The organism is Micromonospora sp. NPDC023888 (assembly GCF_040639415.1).
Classification (GTDB): Bacteria; Actinomycetota; Actinomycetes; order Mycobacteriales; family Micromonosporaceae; genus Micromonospora.
On sequence record NZ_JBEZZW010000006.1, the window covers coordinates 13,543 to 32,906 of the forward strand.

Consider the following 19,364-nt stretch of genomic DNA (forward strand, 5'->3'; position numbering starts at 1 on the left):
GGAGTACGTCAGCAGCCGGGGAGGCGCTCGATCAGGTAGCGCTCGACCTGGTCCAGGGAGACCCGCTCCTGGGCCATGGTGTCCCGGTTGCGTACCGTCACGGCGTTGTCGTCGAGCGTGTCGAAGTCGACGGTCACGCAGAACGGGGTGCCGATCTCGTCCTGCCGGCGGTAGCGGCGGCCGATCGCCTGCGAGTCGTCGAACTCCACCACCCAGCGCTTGCGCAGCAGCGTGGCGAGGTCCTTCGCCTTGGGCGACAACGCCTCGTTACGCGACAGCGGCAGCACCGCCACCTTGACCGGCGCGAGCCGCGGGTCGAACCGCATCACCGTGCGCTTGTCGACGCCGCCCTTGGTGTTCGGCGCCTCGTCCTCGTCGTACGCCTCCAGCAGGAAGGCGAGCACCGCGCGGGTCAGACCGGCAGCCGGCTCGATGACGTACGGCATCCAGCGCTCACTCTTGGTCTGGTCGAAGTACGACAGGTCGACGCCGGAGTGCTTGCTGTGCGTGGAGAGGTCGAAGTCGGTGCGGTTGGCGACACCCTCCAGCTCGGCGAACTCGGTGCCGCCGAACTGGAAGCGGTACTCGATGTCCACCGTCCGCTTCGAGTAGTGCGACAGCTTCTCCTTGGGGTGCTCGAACAGGCGCAGATTGTCCGCCGACAGGCCGAGGTCGAGGTACCAGTTCCAGCGCTCCTGGAGCCAGTACTCGTGCCACTGCTCGTCGGTGCCCGGCTCGACGAAGAACTCCATCTCCATCTGCTCGAACTCGCGGGTGCGGAAGATGAAGTTGCCCGGGGTGATCTCGTTGCGGAACGACTTGCCGGTCTGGGCGATGCCGAACGGCGGCTTCTTCCGGGCGACCGTCTCCACGTTCTTGTAGTTGACGAAGATGCCCTGTGCGGTCTCCGGGCGCAGGTAGTGCAGCCCCTCGTCGCTCTCCACCGGGCCCAGGTAGGTCTTCATCAGGCCGTTGAACATCTTCGGCTCGGTGAAGGTGCCCTTGTTGCCGCAGTTGGGGCAGTTCAGCTCGGCCAGTGAGGTGAGCGGCTTGCCGTGCTTCTCGGCGTACGCCTCCTCCAGGTGGTCCGCCCGGAACCGCTTGTGGCAGAACTGGCACTCGGTGAGCGGGTCGACGAACTCGGCGATGTGGCCGGACGCCTCCCACACCTTGCGGGCCAGGATCACGGCGGAGTCGAGACCGACCACGTCGTCACGCTGCTGGACCATGTTCTTCCACCACTGCCGGCGGACGTTCTCCTTGAGCTCCACGCCGAGCGGGCCGTAGTCCCACGCCGATCGGGTGCCTCCGTAGATCTCACTGGAGGGGAAGACGAAGCCTCGACGCTTGGCGAGGCTGACGACGGCGTCGATACGGTCGGCTGGCATGTTTCCTCCTACGCCGGCTGGCGGTCGGCGGGGGCGAGATGTGGATGGATCGGACGGTTCGGGACAACGGTACGACCACCGTCGCCCTGAGCCCAGCAGAATACCGGGGGCGGGTCAGCTCACCCCGCAGACCTCCACGCCGCCGGTCTGCCCGTCGTGGCCGAGGCTGACCTGCTGCTGCTCCCGGTCGCCACCGGCGAGCGTCACGTCCACCGGCACGGTCAGGTTGATGGTGTCGACCTCGCCGAGCCGGAACGCGGTGACCTGCGGTTCGGTGGCGGCCCGCCGTTCGAACTCGGGCCGGGACTCGCGCCGCTGCGCGTCGTCGCAGAGCTGCTCGTACGCCCGCCCGTAGTTCCGCTCGACAAGCGCCTGGTAGTAGTCGCCGGTCACGGTGCGGGCCTGTTCCCGGACCGCCTGCACGCCGGTGACGGCCAGGCCGATGACGGCGCTGCCGCCCCCGCCACAGCAGAGCACCACGGCGAGCGCGCCGATGCCGAGGCCGATCCAGAGCCGGGTCCGGCGGCCCTCGGTGGGCGGCGCGGCGAACGGCGGAGCCACGCCGGGACCGGGTGGCGGGGCGGGTGCGGTCATAGGAGCAGCGTAGTGTCCGCCGGCTCAGCGGTAAGGACCCGCAGCCCGATCACTCTCGGCGACGACCACTGCCCCGCCGGGGGCCGCGGTGGCCAGCGCCTCGTACGCGGACGGCTCGTCGACCGACTCGGCGAGCAGCGGCACGGCGCTGACCTTGACCTCGAAGGCGCCCAGTGCCCGCCGGTAGGTGCCGACCGACTCCCATTCGGTGACGAGCGACCAGTACCGGGGGTCGTCGAGCGCCCGGACGAGTTGACCGCGCAGGTAGCCGGGGCAGGCGGCCAGTGCGGTGAGGGCGGCGTGCGCCCGTTCGGTGAAGTCGTCGGCGACATCGACGTCGACCACGAACCGGTTGGTCACCAGCAACGGGTGTCCCTCCTCGTAGAGTCTGTGGGATGCAGCGTACGCAGCGCCCTCTGTTGGCCCGGTTGGCCGGGGCCAACCCGACGTCGGTGTTCCTGCTCGCCCTGGTGGTGGTGCTTGTGGCGTTCTTCACGCCCGGGGTGATCGGCGGGCTGCTGACGCTCGCGCTCGCCGCCGTCCTGATCGCCCTGTTGGCGACGACCTGGGCGGTTCAGGCGCCGCAGACCCGGGTGATTCGGCTGGTGATGCTCACCCTGCTGGTGACGGTGGGTCTCGCGAAGCTGCTCTGACATGCAATCATGCGTTTTTGACAATCATTATCGTTGCCACGGACAGTTGGGCCCATGAGCAACCGCACCACGTCCCGTGTCCTGGCCGCCGCGACCGCCCTGCTCGCCCTGGGCGCCGGGGCCGGCTGCTCCACAAGCGCCGGCGGCGCCGACCCCAAACGGGTCGACGTGGTGGCCGCGTTCTATCCCCTCCAGTTCCTGGCGGAGCGGATCGGCGGCGACGCGGTCCGGGTGACCAACCTGGCCAAGCCCGGTGCCGAACCGCACGACCTGGAACTGAACCCGAGCCAGGTCGGCCAGGTCAGCGAGGCCGAGCTGATCGTCTACCTGAAGGGTTTCCAGCCGGCGGTGGACGACGCCGTCGCGCAGAACGGTGGCGACCGGGCGTTCGACGTGACAGGCGTGCAGCCACTGTTGGACGCGTCCGCCGGCGGGCACAACCACGAGGGCGAGGAGGGTCACGCCGAGGAGGGCAACGGCGGTAAGGACCCGCACGTCTGGCTCGACCCGACCCGGCTGGCCGGCATCGGCGACCAGCTCGCCAAGCGGCTCGGCAAGGCCGACCCGGACCACGCCGCCGACTACACCTCCCGAGCCGCAGCCCTGCGCGCCGACCTGACGACCCTGGACAGCGAGTTCAAGCACGGTCTGGCGACCTGCCAGCGGCGGGAGATCGTGACCAGCCACGCCGCGTTCGGCTACCTCGCCGACCGCTACCAGCTCGACCAGGTCGGCATCACCGGGCTGAGCCCCGACGTCGAGCCCTCGCCGCAGCGCCTCGCGCACGCGATCGAGGAGGCGAAGGAGCACCACGCCACCACGATCTTCTTCGAGACCCTGGTCAGCCCGAAGGTCGCCGAGACCATCGCCGGTCAGGTCGGCGCGAAGACCGCCGTGCTGGACCCGATCGAAGGGCTCGCCGCCGGCAGCGACGGGGACTACCTTTCGGTGATGCGTACCAACCTGCGGACCCTGCAGACGGCCTTGAGCTGCTCGTGACCACACCTGTCATCGCCGTCGAGCACGGGGTGGTCGGCTACGACGGCCGCCCCGTGCTCCGGGACATCTCCCTCACCGTCACCGCCGGTGAGGTCGTCGCCGTGCTCGGGGCCAACGGCTCCGGCAAGTCCACCCTGATCCGCGCCGTGCTCGGGCTGGTGCCGCTCAGCGCCGGCTCGGTCACCCTCTTCGACCGGCCGTTGCGCCGGTTCCGGCAGTGGGCACGCATCGGGTACGTCCCGCAGCGCCTGGGCGCCAGTGGCGGCGTACCGGCCACCGTCCGTGAGGTGGTGGCCTCCGGGCGGCTGGCCCGCCGGGGGGTGCTCCGCCCGCCGGGTCGAGCCGACCGCGCCGCCGTCGACGCCGCGCTGCTCGCGGTCGGGCTCACCGACCGGGCCGGCGACCCGGTGTCCACGCTCTCCGGCGGCCAGCAGCAGCGCACCCTGATCGCCCGCGCGCTGGCCGGCCAGCCGGAGCTGCTGGTCCTCGACGAGCCCACCGCCGGGGTGGACGCGGCCAGCCAGGAGGCTTTCGCCGGTGCGCTGCGCGACTTCGTCGGCAACGGCGGGACGGTGCTGCTTGTCGCCCACGAGCTGGGCCCGCTGCGACCGGTGATCAGCCGGGCTGTCGTCGTCCACGAGGGTCGCATCGCCCACGACGGCGCGGTGCCGGACCCGGCGGGCCACCACGCGGAGCCCGACCACGACCACGTGCACCCGCACTGTTACGACGAGCCCGCCGGGCTGTGGAGCAACTGACCCATGGAACTCTTCCAGTACCCCTACATGCAGCGTGCCCTGATCGGTGCGCTGGTGATCGGCCTTGCCGCGCCGGCGCTCGGCATCTACCTGGTGCAGCGCCGGCTGGCGTTGATCGGCGACGGGGTCGGGCACGTCGCGCTGACCGGCGTCGGGGCGGGCCTGCTGCTCAACCGTTCGCCGGTGCTGGTCGCGGTGATCGCCGCCACCATCGGCGCGATCGCCATCGAGGTGGTCCGCGCTCGTGGGCGTACCTCCGGTGACCTGGCTCTGGCTCTGCTCTTCTACGGCGGCATCGCGGGCGGTGTACTGCTGGTCGGTCTCTCCGACGCGACGAGCGCGAACCTCAACGCCTACCTGTTCGGGTCGCTGACCACCATCTCGCCCAACGACCTGATCACCATCGCGGTGCTCGGCGCGGCGATCCTGGTCACGATGATCGCGCTGCGCCCGGCGCTCTTCGCGGTCAGCCACGACGAGGAGTACGCCCGGGTGTCCGGCCTGCCGGTGCGCACGCTGAACCTGCTGATCGCGGTCTCCACAGCGGTCACCGTGACCATCGCGATGCGGGCCGTCGGGGTGCTGCTGATCAGCGCGCTGATGGTGGTGCCGGTCGCCACCGCCCAGCAGGTCACCAGGGGTTTCCGCAGCACCATGACGGCCGCGATGGCACTCGGGCTCTTCGCCGCCGGCTCCGGTGTCTGGGTGGCGGCCACGGCGGACACCGCGCCGGGCGCCTCGGTGGTGCTGGTGGCGATCGCGTCCTTCCTGGTGGTCGCCGTCGCCGGTGGGGCCTGGCGGACGCTGCGCCGGCGGTCGACGCCGGCCGCCGCGCCGACAGCGGAACCGCACGAGGTAGTACTGGGCCGATCCTGAGCGGGGAGATGACGGTGGTACTGGTTATCGTTACGGGATGACCAGCGCGACAGGCTACGAGGGGTTCGACGGGGCCAGCGAGTTGCTCCGCGCCCTGTCGGCGCCCATCCGGTTGGCCATCGTCAGTGAGCTGGCCAGCGGTGAGCGGTGCGTGCACGAGCTGGTGGACAAACTCGGTGCCGCCCAACCACTTGTCTCCCAGCATCTGCGGGTGCTGCGCGGCGCGGGTGTGGTGCGGGGTTCCCGCCGAGGTCGGGAGATCGCCTACAGCCTGGTCGACGAGCACGTCGCGCACATCGTGGCGGACGCGGTCAGCCACGCCGGGGAGGGGTCATGAGCGAGAACGGCGCCGCCGTGCGCAACACCCGGCAGCGTTCGGCGGTGAGCGCGCTGCTGGGCGAGATGGAGGGCTTCCACAGCGCCCAGGACCTGCACGCGATGCTGCGGCAGCGCGGCGAGCGGGTCGGCCTGACCACCGTCTACCGCACCCTGCAGGGGCTCGCCGACGCCGGTGAGATCGACGTGATGCGTCCGCCGGGCGGCGAGCACCTCTACCGCCGGTGCAGCGAGGGGCACCACCACCACCTGGTCTGCCGGGTCTGCGGCAACACCGTGGAGGTGGCCGGCCCAGCGGTGGAGAGCTGGGCCGACCGGGTCGCCGCGCAGCACGGCTATGCCGACGTCAGCCACACCCTGGAGATCTTCGGCACCTGCCCCACCTGCGTCCGCTGACCGTCACTTCTCCCACTCGGGCACGCCGTCCTTGCGAACGATGCGATTCGCCGACACTGGCAGGGCCGACGCGGGGTTGACCCGACCGGCTCCGACGACGGCCGCGGTGATGTCGATGACGACGTGCGTCGTTGCGCTGGCGTACACGCTGATCAGATCGGTGACGTAGGGAGTGTCCTTCTCACTGCCGATGCCGCAGACGAACGCGTTGGAGAGGATCTGGCCCGACGCGTAGTTGATCGACGCGAAGTTGGCTGGTCGGGTCACTCCGTAGGGGTAGACCTGGGCGAAACCGCTGGCCAACGGCTGCACCGCGGCCACCGTCCCGAAGACCGCGTCGGCGTGGTAGAGGTGGTCGGTGAGCCGGAGGCTGATCGTCTGGCCGGCCAGCAGCCGGCCGCTGGAGTCGAACTTGCCTCCTGGGTTGATGACCAGTTCCCGAGAGTTGGCGTATCGGGTGTCGAGCACCCGCTGCGGCACCAGCGGCACGATCCGGTTGCTGTTCGCGGTGGTGTGGACGACGTGGGCCTCGCCGAGCTCGCCGGAACTCCTGGTGATGAGCCAGATGTTGCCCTCGATGTCCATGCTGATCGAGCCGGGTTCGACGATGTCGACGATGGTGGTCCCGCTGGGCTTGATCCGCAGGGCTGGTTCCGCAAGGACCCTGCCATTCACTCCGGGCCAGGTCGTGTCGGATTCCAGCCGGAGAGCCGCCTGGACGCCGGTGTTGCGCAGAGTTGTGGCGCCCTTGACGACGTTGGTCGCCCCCTGGACCACCGGATCACCCGCCGCGGCCTGCGCGGGACCGGCAGCGGCAATGCCTGCCACACCCCCACCGGCAACCCCGGCCGCGACCGTTCCCGCCCGACGGAGCAACCGTCGGCGATCCATGCTGCCTTCTTCATGCTGTCCATCAGTCATGACGAGCCCCCGTATCGTTGATGGTGAATGAAACCAAACGATCATTCACCATCGAAGACCATGGAGCAAGGCTTCGCTCGATGTCCGGATCCGAGCGGCGCGAAGCAGGCAGGCTCAGGTCCAACCGCTCTCCCGCCGGCTGATCCGGCGGGTGCCGGTCTCGGCCCGTTCGTGGCACGCTGTCCGGCGTGAAAATCTATGCCGATCGGTTTCCGACCGCCGCCCGTCAGTTGCTCACCGACCTGCTCGTCGTCGCCTGGGTGTACGTGGCGGTCCGCGGCGCGCTGTGGCTGCACGACCTGGTGCAGAAGCTCGCCGTACCGGGGCAGAAGTTGGAGAGCGCCGGCGGGGGCCTCGCCGACAACCTCGCCGACGCCGGCGGCAAGGTCCGCCGGGTGCCGCTTGTCGGCGACGAACTGACCGCGCCCTTCCAGCGGGCCGCCGACGCCGCCCGGGGGCTCGCCGACGCCGGCCGCGACCAGCAGCACCTGGTCGACCAGCTCGCCCTCGCCCTCGCCATCGCGGTGCTGATCTTCCCGCTCGGCATCGTGCTGTTCGGCTGGCTGCCGCTGCGGCTGCGCTGGATGCGTCGCGCCGGGTCGGCCGCGAAGCTGGCCGCCGGGCCGGCCGGGCGGGACCTGCTCGCCCTGCGGGCATTGGCCACCCAGCCGTTGGGCCGGCTGACCCGGATCGGTCCGGACGTGGCCGAGGCGTGGCGGCGCGGCGACGACGCGACAGTCGACGCGCTGGCCGCGCTGGAGCTGCGCCACCTCGGCCTGCGCGGCCGGAGCCGCTGACGCCGACGTCCCCGCGACCACCGCTCGTGCCGTGATCAGGTGATGAAAAGTAGGTCCCCGTGCTGCTCCTGACCTACTTTTCATCACCTGATCAACGCAACGGCGGCGCCGACCACTGCGCCACCTCGGCCTGCGCCGGCGGGACCGTTAAGGTCTTCGGGTGTTCTACTTCCTGGTCGTCATCGCCGTCCTGCTGCTCGGCTACGCCGCCGTCCTGCTCTCCTTCGTCCGCCGGGGCAAGAAGGTCCCGCCGGCGGCGTACCTGGGTCTGGCGGTGCTCAACGGCCTGATCCTGGCGGCGGTGCTGGCCTGGGCGATCGCCCGCTGACCCGCGTCGTCCCCGCCGAGCCGGCCCGGGCGGCGGCGGGCCGGGCGGCGGCGGGCGGCGCGGTTACGGCCAGGGCTGACGCCGGGCGGCGTGGTTACGGCTTCGGCGGGATGCGGCGTCGGACGTCCTGGGCGGTGGACGGGCCGGGCGACCAGCCGGCCACCCAGGGCAGCTCGTCCGACGGGGTGATCACACCCTCCTCCAGGCCGGCGTAGCGGCCGGCGAGGATCCGCTTCGCGGCGGCGGTGTCGACCGAGTCGGTGTTGTCCCAGAGTGCGGCGAACAGGGCGTCCACCCGCACCCGCGCCTGCCGGCAGAACAGGTCGGCCAGCTCGACGTTCTCCGGGCGGCTGTCCCGTTCGGCGGAGGCCCGGACGCAGACCGCGGACATCGCGAACAACTCGGCCCCGATGTCGACCACCCGGCCGAGGAACGCCTGCTTGCGCTCCATCTTTCCCTGCCAGCGGGACATCGCGTAGAACGTCGACCGGGCCAGCTTGCGTGACGACCGCTCCACCTGGCGCAGGTGCGCGGCGAGCGGCCCGAATTCGGCGTACGCCGAGGGGCTCTGCCCCCGGCCCACGGCGAGGGTGGGCAGCCACTTCGCGTAGAAGGCACCGGCTCGTGCGCCGGCGCGGGCCTTGCGGCCCAGCCCCGCGTCCGGGTCGATGATGTCGCCGGCCACCGACAGGTGGGCGTCCACCGCCTCCCGCGCGATCAGCAGGTGCATGATCTCGGTGGACCCCTCGAAGATCCGGTTGATCCGCAGGTCGCGGAGCACCTGTTCGACGTTGGCCGGGCGTTCGCCGCGGGCGGCAAGCGAGTCGGCCGTCTCGTAGCCGCGCCCGCCCCGGATCTGCACCAGCTCGTCGGCGATCTTCCAGGCCATCTCGCTGGCGTACAGCTTGACGAGCGCGGCCTCGATCCGGATGTCGTTGCGGTCGTCGTCGGCGAGCAGGCAGCACAGGTCGAGCATGGTCTCCATGCCGTACGTGGTGGCGGCGATGAAGGAGAGCTTCTGCGCGACCGCCTCGTGCTCACCCACCGGCCGGCCCCACTGGACCCGGTCGGCGGCCCAGCCCCGGGCCACGTTCAGCGCCCACTTACCGGCGCCCACACACATCGCCGGGAGCGACAGGCGGCCGGTGTTCAGCGTGGTCAGGGCGATCTTCAGCCCCTTGCCCTCGCCGCCGATGACGTTCTCGGCGGGCACGAACACGTCGTGGAACCGGGTGAGGCTGTTTTCCAGGCCGCGCAGGCCGATGAACTCGTTGCGTCGCTCGACGGTGATGCCGGCGCTGTCGCCGTCCACCACGAACGCGGTGATCCCGCCCCGCCGCCCCTCGGTGGCCGGCACCCGGGCCATGACCACCAGCAGCGTGGCCACGATGCCGTTGGTGGCCCAGAGCTTCACCCCGTTGAGCCGGTAGCCGGTGCCGTCCTCGGTCGGCTCGGCGACGGTGGCCAGCCGGGCCGGGTCGGAGCCCACGTCCGGTTCGGTGAGCAGGAACGCGGACACCTCTCCGGCGGCGAGCCGGGGCAGGAAGCGCTGCTTCTGCTCGGCGGTGCCGAACATCTTCAGTGGCTGCGGCACCCCGATCGACTGGTGCGCGGACAGCAGCGCGCCGATGGCCGGGCTGACCGAGCCGGCCAGCATCAGCGCCCGGCAGTAGTGCAGGTTGCTCAGCCCGAGCCCGCCGTACTTCCGGTCGATCTTCATGCCGAACGCGCCGAGGTCGGCCAGGCCGTGGAACACCGAGTCCGGAATGGACGCGTCGCGTTCGATGGCCGCGCCGTCCACCTCGGAGGTGAGGAAGGCGCGGAACCGGCCGAGGAACTCCTCGGCGCGGGCCACGTCGTCCGGATCGGACCGGGGCCATGGGTCGATCAGGTCGAGTCGGAAGCGGCCGAGGAACAACTCCTTGCCGAAGCTGGGCCGGTCCCAGGAGGACTCGCGAGCGGCCTCGGCGACCCGCCGGGCCTCCTTTTCCGAGACCTGCCCGGCCTCCGTCGGCAGCGGCGCGGCGGCCCCGGCGGTCTGCGGGGTGGTTTCGGAATCCGGGCCGTCCGGTGCCTGTCGGCCGTCCTGTGTCGTGGTCACGGCTGCCCCCTCGAACCTCGGTGCGGCTGCTCGACGTGTGCGACTACCGTCACGTTACCCCCGGGTGTTACCCAGGGGTAGCGCTCGGTGGAGAACCGCTCGATCAGCGGCCGGCGATCTCGTCCGGGTCGTCGTCCTCGTCGTCGATGTCGTCCTCACCCCAGTTACGGCGGGCGAACGGCAGGGCAGCCCAGAACGTGACGAACCACAGCCCGGTCAGCGTGCTGAGCACGAAGGCGATCGGCCGGTCCAGCACGAAGTCGGTGATCAGCAGCACCGCGCTGACCATCGAGATCAGCATGAAGGCGAGACCACCGGAGGCCATCCGGTGCGCGAAGCGCACCAGCTCCGGCTTGCGCCCCTGCCGGAACAACGCCCGGTGGAACGCCACCGGTGAAATGATCATCGCGGTGGCGGCGGCCGCCGCGAGCAGCGCGACGATGTAGACGTCCCGCTGGAACTCGGTGGTCCGGGTGAACCCGTTGCTGAACGGCAGGGTGAGCAGGAAGGCGAAGAGGATCTGCACGCCCGTCTGGGCGACCCGCAACTCCTGCAACAGGTCGGCGAAATTACGCTGCCAACGCTGCTTCTCGGTCTCCTTGGACACGCGCTACCTCCGGTGCGACGCTACTGCCGGCGGTCCCGGCCGCCGGCAGCAACGCCAATGCCCCACCCGGCTGAGCGCGAAACTGGTTCACGACATCTGGCGTTCATCTTCGAGACGCAAGCCGGCCACCGCAGCGTCCGGGTCGCAAGCCCGCCCCCGGGAGCGTCTCGGCGTCAGGAGCCGCGTCGGATCCGACCGGCGTACCGGGCCTCCAACTCGGTGTTGTGCGCGTCGCCGTCGGGGATGTTCGCCGACAGGTAGACCGGCGGCCGCTCCCCCGCCGCCAGCAGCCGGGCCACCACCTCCACCGTCACCTGCTGGGCCAGCAACGCCGCGGTGATCGAGGAGACCGCGCCGACCGCGCCGCCACCGGGCAGCGGCAGCGTCGCGTCACCGTACGGGGCGCCGTTGTCGAGCACGACGTCGGCGAGGTCGGCGAGCTTGCGCCCGGACGGGTGGCGGGAGGTCATCCGGCCCGAGTGCTGCGCGGAGGTGATCGCCACCAGGGAGTGGCCGCGTGCCTTGACAAGCGTGGCGAACTCCACCATCGCGCCGTTGACCCCGGAGTTCGAGGCCAGCACGAAGACGTCGGTGGGCCGCACCGGCGCCAACTCGTAGAGCCGGTGCGCGACCGCCGGGTCCCGCTCCAGCAGCGGGCCGAGCCGCTCGGCCGGGTCCCCGCCGAGCAGCACCAGGTCCCGCAGCGCGATCCGGTTGGTCGGCACCAGACCCCCCGCCCGGCCGGCGATCTCCATGGCGAGAGCCTCGGAGTGCCCGGTGCCGAACGCGTGCACCACCCCGTCGGCGCGGACCGCGTCGGCGATCAGGTCGGCGGCCCGCCCGACCGCCTCCCGCTGGCTGGCGGCCACCCGGCCGATCGTCTCGGTCACCACGGCCAGGTAGGCCTCGGCACTCACCGTCATGCGTCCTCCGTCGTCCGGTTCCGATCCAGCCAGCGCACCGCGAAGTCGACAGCTTCCCGCTGGCCCATCAACCTGCCGGTCCCGGTGCCGACCGGTCCGGTGCGAACCGCCCCGGTCGCCTCCAGGTCCGCGCCGAGCGCGGCGAAGTCGTCGGCGTCGAGCCGTACGTCCTCCCACCACACCCACTCCCGACCACCGTCGCCGGTGCGCACCGCGGCGCCGACCCGCTCGCGGGGCGAACCCGGGCGGCGGTACTCGGCCAGGTGCAGCGAGGTGCTCGCGGAGTGGTCCACGCCGAGCAGCAGGACATCGGCGTCCAGGTCGTAGAGCCGGGCCAGCGGGGAGCCCTCACCGAGCATGTCGGCCAGGGCGTGCCCGGCCACCACCTGCTCGGCGGCCGGGCCGAGCGCGGCGAACGACACGTGCGGGTGCGAGCTGCGCAGGGCGCCGGGCCAGCCGCGGACCGTCTCGGCGACCGCGCCCATGTGCCGGCTCGGGGTCACCGCCGGGTCGAAGCCCGGCATCTCGGCGCGGATCAGCGGCCACCAGTCCGCCGGCACCGGCGGTCTGCGCCACTGCGCGGGATCGCTGTTGTCGGGCGTGTGGGTGGGCACCACGATGGTGCCGTCCGGACCGAGCGCGTCGCGCAGCGCGAGCACCACCGCGTGCGAGCCGCCGCAGACGAATCCCAGGGAACGCAGCGCGGCGTGCACCAGCAGCGTCGCGCCGGGGCGTACGCCCAGCAGGCGCAGTTGCGCGGCGATCGAGCGTCGGGTGCCCGGCCCGCTGGTGTTCGTCGTCACGGTGCCCCTCCCTGACCGACCCGCACGGGTCAGGCCGTTCCGCCGGCCCGGGTCAGGATCGCCTCGGCGAGCGGGCCCGGTGCCGTGTCCGGAATCCAGTGACTCACACCGGTCAACTGCACGAAGCGGTACGCCCCGGTGACGTTCGCCGCGCACGCCTCGGCGGCGGTCCGGCCGATGGCGACGTCCCGGTCACTCCACACGTAGGTGGTGGGCGCCGCGACCGGGCCGACTCCGGCCAGGTCGGCGCGGGACATCGCCCGGTACCAGTTCAGCGCGGCGGTGAGCGCCTCCGGCTCGCGCATCGGGGCCGCGTAGCGGTCCACCCGGGCAGCGTCGCCCACTGCGCCGAGCATCTTGCGCAGCGCTGTCGCGTGCCACGCCAGCAGCACCTTCTCCGCCGTGCCCGGCTTACGGAACAGGGAGATGTACGACGAGCGGGCCTTCTGCTGGCCGTCGTTGGCGAGGGCGTACGCCATGGCTGCCGGATGTGGCACGGACACCGCGGTCAGCGTGCGGACCCGGTCGGGGTGCCCGGCGGCGACCGCCCAGGCCACGATCGCGCCCCAGTCGTGGCCGACCAGGTGGACGGCGTCCAGCCCCAGGGCGTCGAGCACCGCCACCACGTCGGCGACGAGTTCGGGGATCCGGTAGTCGGCCACCGCCGTCGGCCGCGCGCCCGGCGAGTAGCCGCGCTGGTCCAGCGCGTACGTGCGCAGCCCGGCCGCGTGCAGGGCGGGCACCACGTCGTCCCATTCGCCGCTGTGCTGTGGGAAGCCGTGCAGCAGCAGGACCGGTACGCCGTCCGACGGACCGCCGGCGGTTACCTCGAACGTGAGACCTCGCGCGTCGACCCGCATGATCGTCAGCCTACCCAGCCGGCGTGCGCCCGGGTGAACGCCGAGATGGGCAGACGCCCTGCTGGGCCGGCACCCCTGGTCGGTGTTAGCGTCGACGAGACAACTTCACATCCGACAGGGGAGCGCACAGCGCTGAGAGTGCGGGCATGCCCGCAGACCCTCGAACCTGATCTGGGTAATGCCAGCGCAGGGAGTTCGGTCGACCTCCAGCCGCGCCGCCGTCCGGTGCCACCGGACGCGCGGCGTGCGTCTTCTCCTGGTTCGCACGCAGAACTGGGAGTAACACATGAAATCCACCACCGACACCAACCGTTGGCGGACCGTCGACATCGTGGTCGCCTCGGTGATCGCTGTCGCCTTCGGCGTCATCTTCTGGGCCTGGGGCCTGGTCTGGAGCGCCACCGAGGGTGCGTTCGCGTTCTTCCCACCGGCGCAGACGCTGCTCTACGGCGTGTGGCTGATGCCGGCCGTGATCGGCGGTCTGGTCATCCGCAAGCCCGGCGCCGCGCTCTACTGCGAGACGGTGGCCGCGGTCCTGTCCGCGCTGCTGGGCAGCCAGTGGGCCGGCACGGTGATCCCGCAGGGCATCGTGCAGGGCATCGGCGCCGAGCTGGCGTTCGCCGCCTTCCGGTACCGGTCGTACCGGCTGCCGACCGCGATGCTGGCCGGCGCGCTCACCGGTCTCAGCGCCGCGCTCTTCGACTTCTTCGTCTGGAACGTCGACTACGAGCTTGGCGACTACCGCATCCCGTACGCGCTGATCACCATCGTCAGCGCCACGGTGATCGCCGGCGTCGGCGGCTGGCTGCTGACGAAGGCCCTGGCCAACACCGGCGTCCTGGACCGCTTCCCGGTGGCCCAGGACCGAGCCCTGATCTGACCCCTGGTCGACCGCGGTGATCATGAGGTTGACGGGCGGATGGATCTTCAATACCACCGTCAACCTCATGATCGACCGTGCAGGGTGGAGCCGGGGCGTGGGAGGGGGTGGGTTGGTGGGCGGGGTTTTGTTGCGGGGGTTCGGGTGGCGGCACGCTGGGCGGCGCGCCTGGGCGGTGCGCGGGGTCGACCTGCGGGTTGAGGCCGGCGAGCGGATCTTGCTTCTTGGGCCCTCCGGTGCTGGTAAGAGCACCCTGCTCAGCGCGCTGGCGGGGCTGCTTCCTGAGGACTCCGGCGAGCAGGAGGGCACCGTCGAGATCGACGGGCTCGACCCACGCAAGGGGCGGGAACGGGTCGGCATCGTCTTCCAGGACCCGGAGACCCAACTGGTGATGGCGCGCTGCGGCGACGACGTCGCGTTCGGGCTGGAGAACCGCGGGGTACCGACCGACGAGATCTGGCCCCGGGTGGACGAGGCGCTGCACCGCGTCGGCTTCCCGTACCCCCGGGACCGCCCCACCGCCGCGCTCTCCGGCGGCGAGCAGCAACGCCTCGCCCTGGCCGGCGCGCTGGCGTTGCGTCCCGAGCTGCTGCTGCTCGACGAGCCGACCGCCAACCTCGATCCGGCCGGAGCCGACCTGGTCCGCCAGGCGGTGGCCGGCGCGCTGCACGCCGACACCACGCTGATCCTGGTCGAGCACCGGGTCGCCGAGGCGCTGCCGCTCGTCGACCGGGTGGTCGTCCTGGAACCCGGCGGCGGGGTCCGCGCGGACGGCACCCCCGAGGCGGTCTTCGCCGCCCACGGTGCCGCGCTGGCCGCCGAGGGGGTCTGGGTGCCCGGTCACCCCATCACGCCCCGGCCGGCCACCGCCGAGCCGGGGGAGCTGCTGCTCACCGCCGACCGGCTCGGCCTGCCGCCCCGGCTGGGCCGCACCGACCTGGCGGTACGCGCCGGCGAGGCACTCGCCGTACGCGGACCCAACGGCGCCGGCAAGTCCACCCTGGCGTTGCTGCTCGGCGGGTTGCTGCGGCCGGGGGTCGGGCGGGTGACCGCGTCCGTCGAGCTGGCCGGCGCCGACCACCGCACTCCCCCGCACCGCTGGCGGGCGCCCGCACTGGCCCGGCGGATCGGGTCGGTGTTCCAGGATCCGGAGCACCAGTTCGTCACCAGCACCGTCTTCGACGAGTTGGCGCTCGGCCCACGCCGGACCGGTCAGCCCGAGGCGGCCGTCAAGCAGACAGTGACCGGGCTGCTGGAACGGCTGCGACTGGTCCGCCTCGCCGCCGCCAACCCGTACACCCTCTCCGGTGGTGAGGCCCGGCGGCTGAGTGTGGCGACCGCCCTGGCCACCGCGCCCCGCCTGCTGATCTGCGACGAACCCACCTTCGGTCAGGACCGGCGGACCTGGCGGGAGCTTGTCGATCTCTTCGCCGACCTGCGCGACGCCGGGCACGGCGTGGTCGCGGTCACCCACGACGCGGACTTCGTGGCCGCGCTCGCCGACCGAACCGTCACCCTGCGACGCGCCTCGGACGACGCCCGATGATCACCATCGAGCCGGTGGCCGCGCCCGGTGCGCCGTTGGCCCGCCGCAACCCGGTGGCGAAGCTCGCCGCCGCGCTTGTCTTCTCGTTCACCCTGCTCGCCACCCTGGACCCGCTGGCCCCGGCGATCGCCATCGCGCTCGAACTCGCCGTGCTGCCGCTGTTCGGCATCGGCTACCGGGCGTTGGCCCGGCGGGCCTGGCCGCTGCTCCTCAGTGCCGCCGGCATCCTGGTCACCCTTGTGCTCTTCGCCGCCGACCGGTCCGGCCGGGTCCTGCTGGACGCGGGACCGGTCCTGGTGAGCACCGGCGTGCTGCTCACCGCGCTCGGGCTGGTGCTGCGCGTCTTCGCGGTGGCCCTGCCCGGTGTGATCGTCTTCGCGACCACCGACCCCACCGACCTGGCCGACGCGTTGATCCAGAACGCGAGGGCGCCGGCCCGCTTCGCCATCGGGGCGCTGGCCGCGTTTCGCCTGGTGCCGCTGCTCGGTCAGGAGTGGCAGATGATCAGCATGGCCCGACGCGCGCGCGGCGTCGACGCGGGACGCAACCCGGTGGCGAAGCTTCGGCTGTTCGCCTCCACCGCGTTCGCGCTGCTGGTCGGGGCGATCCGCCGGGGCACCCGTTTGGCCGTCGCGATGGACGCCCGGGGCTTCGACGCCGGCACGCCCCGCACCGTGGCCCGCCACCAACGCTTCACCCGCGCCGACGCGCTCCTCATCGCCGGGGCCGCCGTGCTGGCCGGCGCCGCCCTCACGACAAGCATCGTGGTGGGCACCTTCCGCCCTCTGATCGGCTGAGCCCGCCCCCGGCCGCGCGACCGCAGCCCGCAGCCCGCGGTGCGCAGCCCGCAGCCCGTGGCCCGCGTCCAAGATCCGCACAACATCAGGGATGTAGGGGCCTCGTTCACGAAGGAGGCCCCTACATCGCTGATGTTGCTGTCACCCCCGGCGCCCAGCGACGGCGGACGGGGACGGATCGGTCAGCTTCGGCGGAAGGCGTAGCGGCGGGTCTGGCCGGCCTGTTGGCCGCGGCCGCCACCCGAGCGGTTGCCGCCACCCTGCGGCGGACCGGCCGTCGGCGCCGCCGGTCGCCCGGCCGCCTTCGGCAGATCCCCCACCGCCGGCGCGTCGACCGCCGCTGGCACGTCGACCGGCAGCACCAACGCGTCCGAGACAGCCGCCGCCGGCAACGCCGGCTCGACCAGCACCCCCGGCAACGCCGGCTCGACCAGCACCGCCGGCAACGCCGGCTCGGTCGGTTCGGCTGGGAGGTCGGGGCGGGTGGGCAGGAGCGGGCCGTGCTCGGCCGCCGGGTCGATGCCCAGCGGCGTCGCGCCGGGGGTACGGGACTTCTTCGGATTGCGCCTGGCAGGCATCCGGGCCTCCTTCGGTGCCGACCGGCTCGGCCGGTCCCGCGTTCCGGCGGTCGGTCGGATCGGCTGGTGACCGCCGCGTCGCGACGGTCGAACGGGAGAGAGACTGCTCACCGGGTCGGGCAGGGCCAGCGCCGCCGAACTGCGGGTGGGATGCGGGACGCCCGGGGCCGCACGGACCGCGACGCGGGGCGGCGGGCCGGCTCGGAGAAGGGGCGTCAGTAGCGCATGACCGCACACTATCGGCTGGTCGTTCCCCGGCGCAGCCGATTTTCCTGGCACCATCGACGGCATGCTTGTCGCGTTCTCGGTAACCCCGCTCGGTGTCGGTGAGTCCGTCGGTGACCTGGTCGCCGAGGCGGTACGTGTGGTCCGCGACTCGGGCCTGCCCAACCGCACCGACGCCATGTTCACCACCATCGAGGGTGAGTGGGACGAGGTGATGGCTGTCGTCAAGCGGGCGGTCGACGTGGTGGCCGCGCAGGCGCCCCGGGTGAGCGTGGTGCTCAAGGCAGACGTCCGCCCGGGGGTGACGGACGCGCTCACCGCGAAGGTGGCACATGTGGAGGATCGTCTGGCCCAGCGAAGCTGAGCAGCTCTCGCCGGTAACCGGCTGTCGAGACGACACGCCCACGTTCCGCCGCACCGCGATACGGTCCTAGCACGGAAGTCCGACGGCGAGAGGTGGCGGCACGAATGGCTGAGCAGGCGACGGCGCAGATCGGTGTGACCGGGTTGGCGGTGATGGGCCGGAATCTGGCCCGCAACCTGGCCCGCAACGGCTTCACGGTGGCGGTGCACAACCGGACGCCTGCGCGTACCCGGAGCCTGATCGCCGAGCATGGCGACGAGGGCACGTTCGTGCCCGGCGAGACGATGGCCGATTTCGTGGCGTCGCTGGAACGGCCCCGCGCGGTGATCGTGATGGTCAAGGCGGGTGCGCCCACCGATGCGGTGATCGACGAGTTGGTGCCGCTGCTGGAGGAGGGCGACATCATCGTCGACTGCGGCAACGCCCACTTCGCCGACACCCGTCGTCGGGAGGAGGCGCTGCGCGCGCAGGGGCTGCACTTCAGCGGCACCGGCGTCTCCGGTGGCGAGGAGGGCGCGCTGCTCGGGCCGAGCATCATGCCCGGCGGCTCCGCCGAGTCGTACGCCAAGCTCGGGCCGATGTTCGAGAAGATCGCCGCCCAGGTGGACGGTGTGTCGTGCTGCACCCATGTCGGGCCGGACGGCGCCGGGCACTTCGTCAAGATGGTGCACAACGGCATCGAGTACGCCGACATGCAGCTCATCGCCGAGGCGTACGACCTGCTTCGTGCCGGTCTGGGCGCGAAGCCGGCGGAGATCGCGGAGATCTTCCGCGACTGGAACGGCGGCGAGTTGGAGTCGTTCCTCATCGAGATCACCGCCGATGTGCTCGCGCACACCGACGCGGCGACGGGCCGCCCGTTCGTCGACATCGTGCAGGACCGGGCCGAGCAGAAGGGCACCGGCCGGTGGACCGTGCAGAGCGCCCTGGACCTGGGTATTCCGATCACCGGGATCGCCGAGGCGACCTTCGCCCGCTCGCTCTCCGGGCACGTCGACCAGCGCGAGGCGGCACGGCGGGCGTTCCCGGACGCGGGTGAGCAGTGGCAGGTCGCCGACCGGGACGCGTTCGTCGAGGACGTCCGCCGGGCGCTGCTCGCCTCCAAGATCGTTGCGTACGCGCAGGGCTTCGACCACATCCGCGCCGGCAGCCAGGAGTTCAACTGGGACATCAACCTCGGCGGCACGGCCACCATCTGGCGGGGCGGCTGCATCATCCGGGCCCGCTTCCTGGACCGGATCCGCGAGGCGTACGACGAGAAGCCGGATCTGCCGACGCTGCTTGTGGCACCGTACTTCGCCGAGGCGGTCGCCGCTGGCGTGCCGAGCTGGCGGCGAGTGGTGGCTGACGCGACCCGGGCCGGGGTGCCGACCCCGGCGTTCTCCTCGTCGCTTGCGTATTTCGACGCGCTGCGCGCCGAGCGCCTGCCGGCCGCGTTGATCCAGGGCCTGCGGGACAACTTCGGCGCGCACACCTACCAGCGGGTGGACCGCGAGGGCTCGTTCCACACCACCTGGGCCGCGGACCGTACCGAGTCCCCGGCGTAGTCGGCGCGGCGCCCCGCGGCGCCGTTATCGATCCATGATGTGGTGGCCTTCCGCCGTGGGGAGGCCACCACATGCATGTTCGGGCGA

Annotated in this window: 23 protein-coding genes and 1 riboswitch; of the genes, 13 read left to right on the forward strand and 10 right to left on the reverse strand. The window is 71.9% G+C overall.

Translation table 11 applies throughout. The features are described 5' to 3' along the window. Positions 1-8: 8 nt before the first annotated feature. The 3 genes from AB0F61_RS06910 to AB0F61_RS06920 all read right to left on the reverse strand — a co-directional run bounded on the left by AB0F61_RS06910 (position 9) and on the right by AB0F61_RS06920 (position 2,348). A complete protein-coding gene (locus AB0F61_RS06910) occupies positions 9-1,388 on the reverse strand; it encodes a glycine--tRNA ligase (protein ID WP_357804198.1) in 1,380 nt (459 codons plus the stop codon). Positions 1,389-1,502: 114 nt separating this feature from the next. Next, the gene (locus tag AB0F61_RS06915; protein ID WP_357804204.1) at positions 1,503-1,982 is read right to left on the reverse strand and encodes a hypothetical protein; all 480 of its coding nucleotides are present in this window, start codon (positions 1,980-1,982) and stop codon (positions 1,503-1,505) included. 24 nt (positions 1,983-2,006) lie between these two features. After that, entirely contained in the window at positions 2,007-2,348 is a 342-nt protein-coding gene (locus AB0F61_RS06920) for an antibiotic biosynthesis monooxygenase (protein ID WP_354979695.1), read from the reverse strand. Between the two features lie 29 nt (positions 2,349-2,377). On the opposite strand from AB0F61_RS06920, the gene AB0F61_RS06925 reads away from it, so the two are divergent. Genes AB0F61_RS06925 through AB0F61_RS06950 form a run of 6 tightly spaced genes read left to right on the forward strand, consistent with a single transcriptional unit; the run spans position 2,378 to position 6,000 of the window. Beyond that, on the forward strand, positions 2,378-2,635 hold the full coding sequence (locus AB0F61_RS06925; RefSeq protein ID WP_357804210.1) for a hypothetical protein: 258 nt from the start codon (positions 2,378-2,380) through the stop codon (positions 2,633-2,635). 54 nt (positions 2,636-2,689) lie between these two features. Next, positions 2,690-3,634 carry a metal ABC transporter substrate-binding protein gene (locus AB0F61_RS06930; RefSeq protein WP_357804214.1) on the forward strand — a complete coding sequence of 315 codons (945 nt, stop codon included), beginning with the start codon at positions 2,690-2,692 and terminating at the stop codon, positions 3,632-3,634. Further along, the gene (locus AB0F61_RS06935) at positions 3,631-4,392 is read left to right on the forward strand and encodes a metal ABC transporter ATP-binding protein (RefSeq protein ID WP_357804221.1); all 762 of its coding nucleotides are present in this window, start codon (positions 3,631-3,633) and stop codon (positions 4,390-4,392) included. The genes AB0F61_RS06930 and AB0F61_RS06935 overlap by 4 nt, the downstream gene beginning before the upstream one ends. A gap of 3 nt (positions 4,393-4,395) precedes the next feature. After that, entirely contained in the window at positions 4,396-5,268 is an 873-nt protein-coding gene (locus tag AB0F61_RS06940; protein ID WP_357804225.1) for a metal ABC transporter permease, read from the forward strand. Positions 5,269-5,305: 37 nt separating this feature from the next. Further along, positions 5,306-5,605 (forward strand): metalloregulator ArsR/SmtB family transcription factor, encoded by a 300-nt coding sequence (locus AB0F61_RS06945; protein ID WP_355030824.1) that lies wholly within the window; start codon positions 5,306-5,308, stop codon positions 5,603-5,605. Beyond that, positions 5,602-6,000 carry a Fur family transcriptional regulator gene (locus tag AB0F61_RS06950; RefSeq protein WP_357804231.1) on the forward strand — a complete coding sequence of 133 codons (399 nt, stop codon included), beginning with the start codon at positions 5,602-5,604 and terminating at the stop codon, positions 5,998-6,000. The genes AB0F61_RS06945 and AB0F61_RS06950 overlap by 4 nt, the downstream gene beginning before the upstream one ends. Before the next feature lie 3 nt (positions 6,001-6,003). Here AB0F61_RS06950 and AB0F61_RS06955 read toward each other — a convergent pair whose 3' ends face one another. After that, positions 6,004-6,891, reverse strand: coding sequence for a hypothetical protein (locus tag AB0F61_RS06955; protein WP_357804235.1), 888 nt, complete (start codon positions 6,889-6,891; stop codon positions 6,004-6,006). A gap of 218 nt (positions 6,892-7,109) precedes the next feature. On the opposite strand from AB0F61_RS06955, the gene AB0F61_RS06960 reads away from it, so the two are divergent. Further along, a complete protein-coding gene (locus tag AB0F61_RS06960) occupies positions 7,110-7,718 on the forward strand; it encodes a hypothetical protein (RefSeq protein ID WP_357804239.1) in 609 nt (202 codons plus the stop codon). Between the two features lie 160 nt (positions 7,719-7,878). Next, positions 7,879-8,046 carry a hypothetical protein gene (locus AB0F61_RS06965; protein WP_357804244.1) on the forward strand — a complete coding sequence of 56 codons (168 nt, stop codon included), beginning with the start codon at positions 7,879-7,881 and terminating at the stop codon, positions 8,044-8,046. A 94-nt stretch (positions 8,047-8,140) separates the two neighbouring features. On the opposite strand, the gene AB0F61_RS06970 is transcribed toward AB0F61_RS06965, so the two are convergent. The 5 genes from AB0F61_RS06970 to AB0F61_RS06990 all read right to left on the reverse strand — a co-directional run bounded on the left by AB0F61_RS06970 (position 8,141) and on the right by AB0F61_RS06990 (position 13,340). Continuing rightward, the gene (locus AB0F61_RS06970; protein ID WP_357804249.1) at positions 8,141-10,147 is read right to left on the reverse strand and encodes an acyl-CoA dehydrogenase family protein; all 2,007 of its coding nucleotides are present in this window, start codon (positions 10,145-10,147) and stop codon (positions 8,141-8,143) included. A gap of 103 nt (positions 10,148-10,250) precedes the next feature. Continuing rightward, complete coding sequence (locus AB0F61_RS06975) at positions 10,251-10,754, reverse strand: DUF6328 family protein (RefSeq protein WP_357804254.1); 504 nt, start codon at positions 10,752-10,754, stop codon at positions 10,251-10,253. Between the two features lie 173 nt (positions 10,755-10,927). Next, on the reverse strand, positions 10,928-11,677 hold the full coding sequence (locus AB0F61_RS06980; protein WP_357804259.1) for an SIS domain-containing protein: 750 nt from the start codon (positions 11,675-11,677) through the stop codon (positions 10,928-10,930). Further along, entirely contained in the window at positions 11,674-12,480 is an 807-nt protein-coding gene (locus AB0F61_RS06985; protein WP_357804263.1) for an AAC(3) family N-acetyltransferase, read from the reverse strand. Before AB0F61_RS06985 ends, AB0F61_RS06980 begins: the two co-directional genes overlap by 4 nt. Positions 12,481-12,509: 29 nt before the next feature. Continuing rightward, positions 12,510-13,340 (reverse strand): alpha/beta fold hydrolase, encoded by an 831-nt coding sequence (locus AB0F61_RS06990; protein ID WP_357804268.1) that lies wholly within the window; start codon positions 13,338-13,340, stop codon positions 12,510-12,512. A 106-nt stretch (positions 13,341-13,446) separates the two neighbouring features. Beyond that, positions 13,447-13,551, forward strand: a riboswitch (TPP riboswitch). Positions 13,552-13,626: 75 nt separating this feature from the next. Between AB0F61_RS06990 and AB0F61_RS06995 the strand changes: the two genes are divergently transcribed. The 3 genes from AB0F61_RS06995 to AB0F61_RS07005 all read left to right on the forward strand — a co-directional run bounded on the left by AB0F61_RS06995 (position 13,627) and on the right by AB0F61_RS07005 (position 16,563). Then, positions 13,627-14,220 carry an ECF transporter S component gene (locus AB0F61_RS06995; RefSeq protein ID WP_357804273.1) on the forward strand — a complete coding sequence of 198 codons (594 nt, stop codon included), beginning with the start codon at positions 13,627-13,629 and terminating at the stop codon, positions 14,218-14,220. 115 nt (positions 14,221-14,335) lie between these two features. Further along, complete coding sequence (locus tag AB0F61_RS07000; RefSeq protein WP_357805029.1) at positions 14,336-15,766, forward strand: ABC transporter ATP-binding protein; 1,431 nt, start codon at positions 14,336-14,338, stop codon at positions 15,764-15,766. Further along, a complete protein-coding gene (locus AB0F61_RS07005; RefSeq protein WP_357804277.1) occupies positions 15,763-16,563 on the forward strand; it encodes an energy-coupling factor transporter transmembrane component T in 801 nt (266 codons plus the stop codon). Before AB0F61_RS07000 ends, AB0F61_RS07005 begins: the two co-directional genes overlap by 4 nt. Before the next feature lie 182 nt (positions 16,564-16,745). Here the strand turns inward: AB0F61_RS07005 and AB0F61_RS07010 are convergent, their stop codons facing one another. After that, complete coding sequence (locus AB0F61_RS07010) at positions 16,746-17,141, reverse strand: hypothetical protein (RefSeq protein WP_357804279.1); 396 nt, start codon at positions 17,139-17,141, stop codon at positions 16,746-16,748. A 289-nt stretch (positions 17,142-17,430) separates the two neighbouring features. Between AB0F61_RS07010 and AB0F61_RS07015 the strand changes: the two genes are divergently transcribed. Then, positions 17,431-17,730: an MTH1187 family thiamine-binding protein gene (locus AB0F61_RS07015; protein WP_357804283.1), complete on the forward strand. Its 300-nt coding sequence runs from the start codon at positions 17,431-17,433 to the stop codon at positions 17,728-17,730. A 104-nt stretch (positions 17,731-17,834) separates the two neighbouring features. Further along, positions 17,835-19,277, forward strand: coding sequence for an NADP-dependent phosphogluconate dehydrogenase (gndA, locus tag AB0F61_RS07020; RefSeq protein WP_357804287.1), 1,443 nt, complete (start codon positions 17,835-17,837; stop codon positions 19,275-19,277). Positions 19,278-19,364 lie beyond the last annotated feature (87 nt).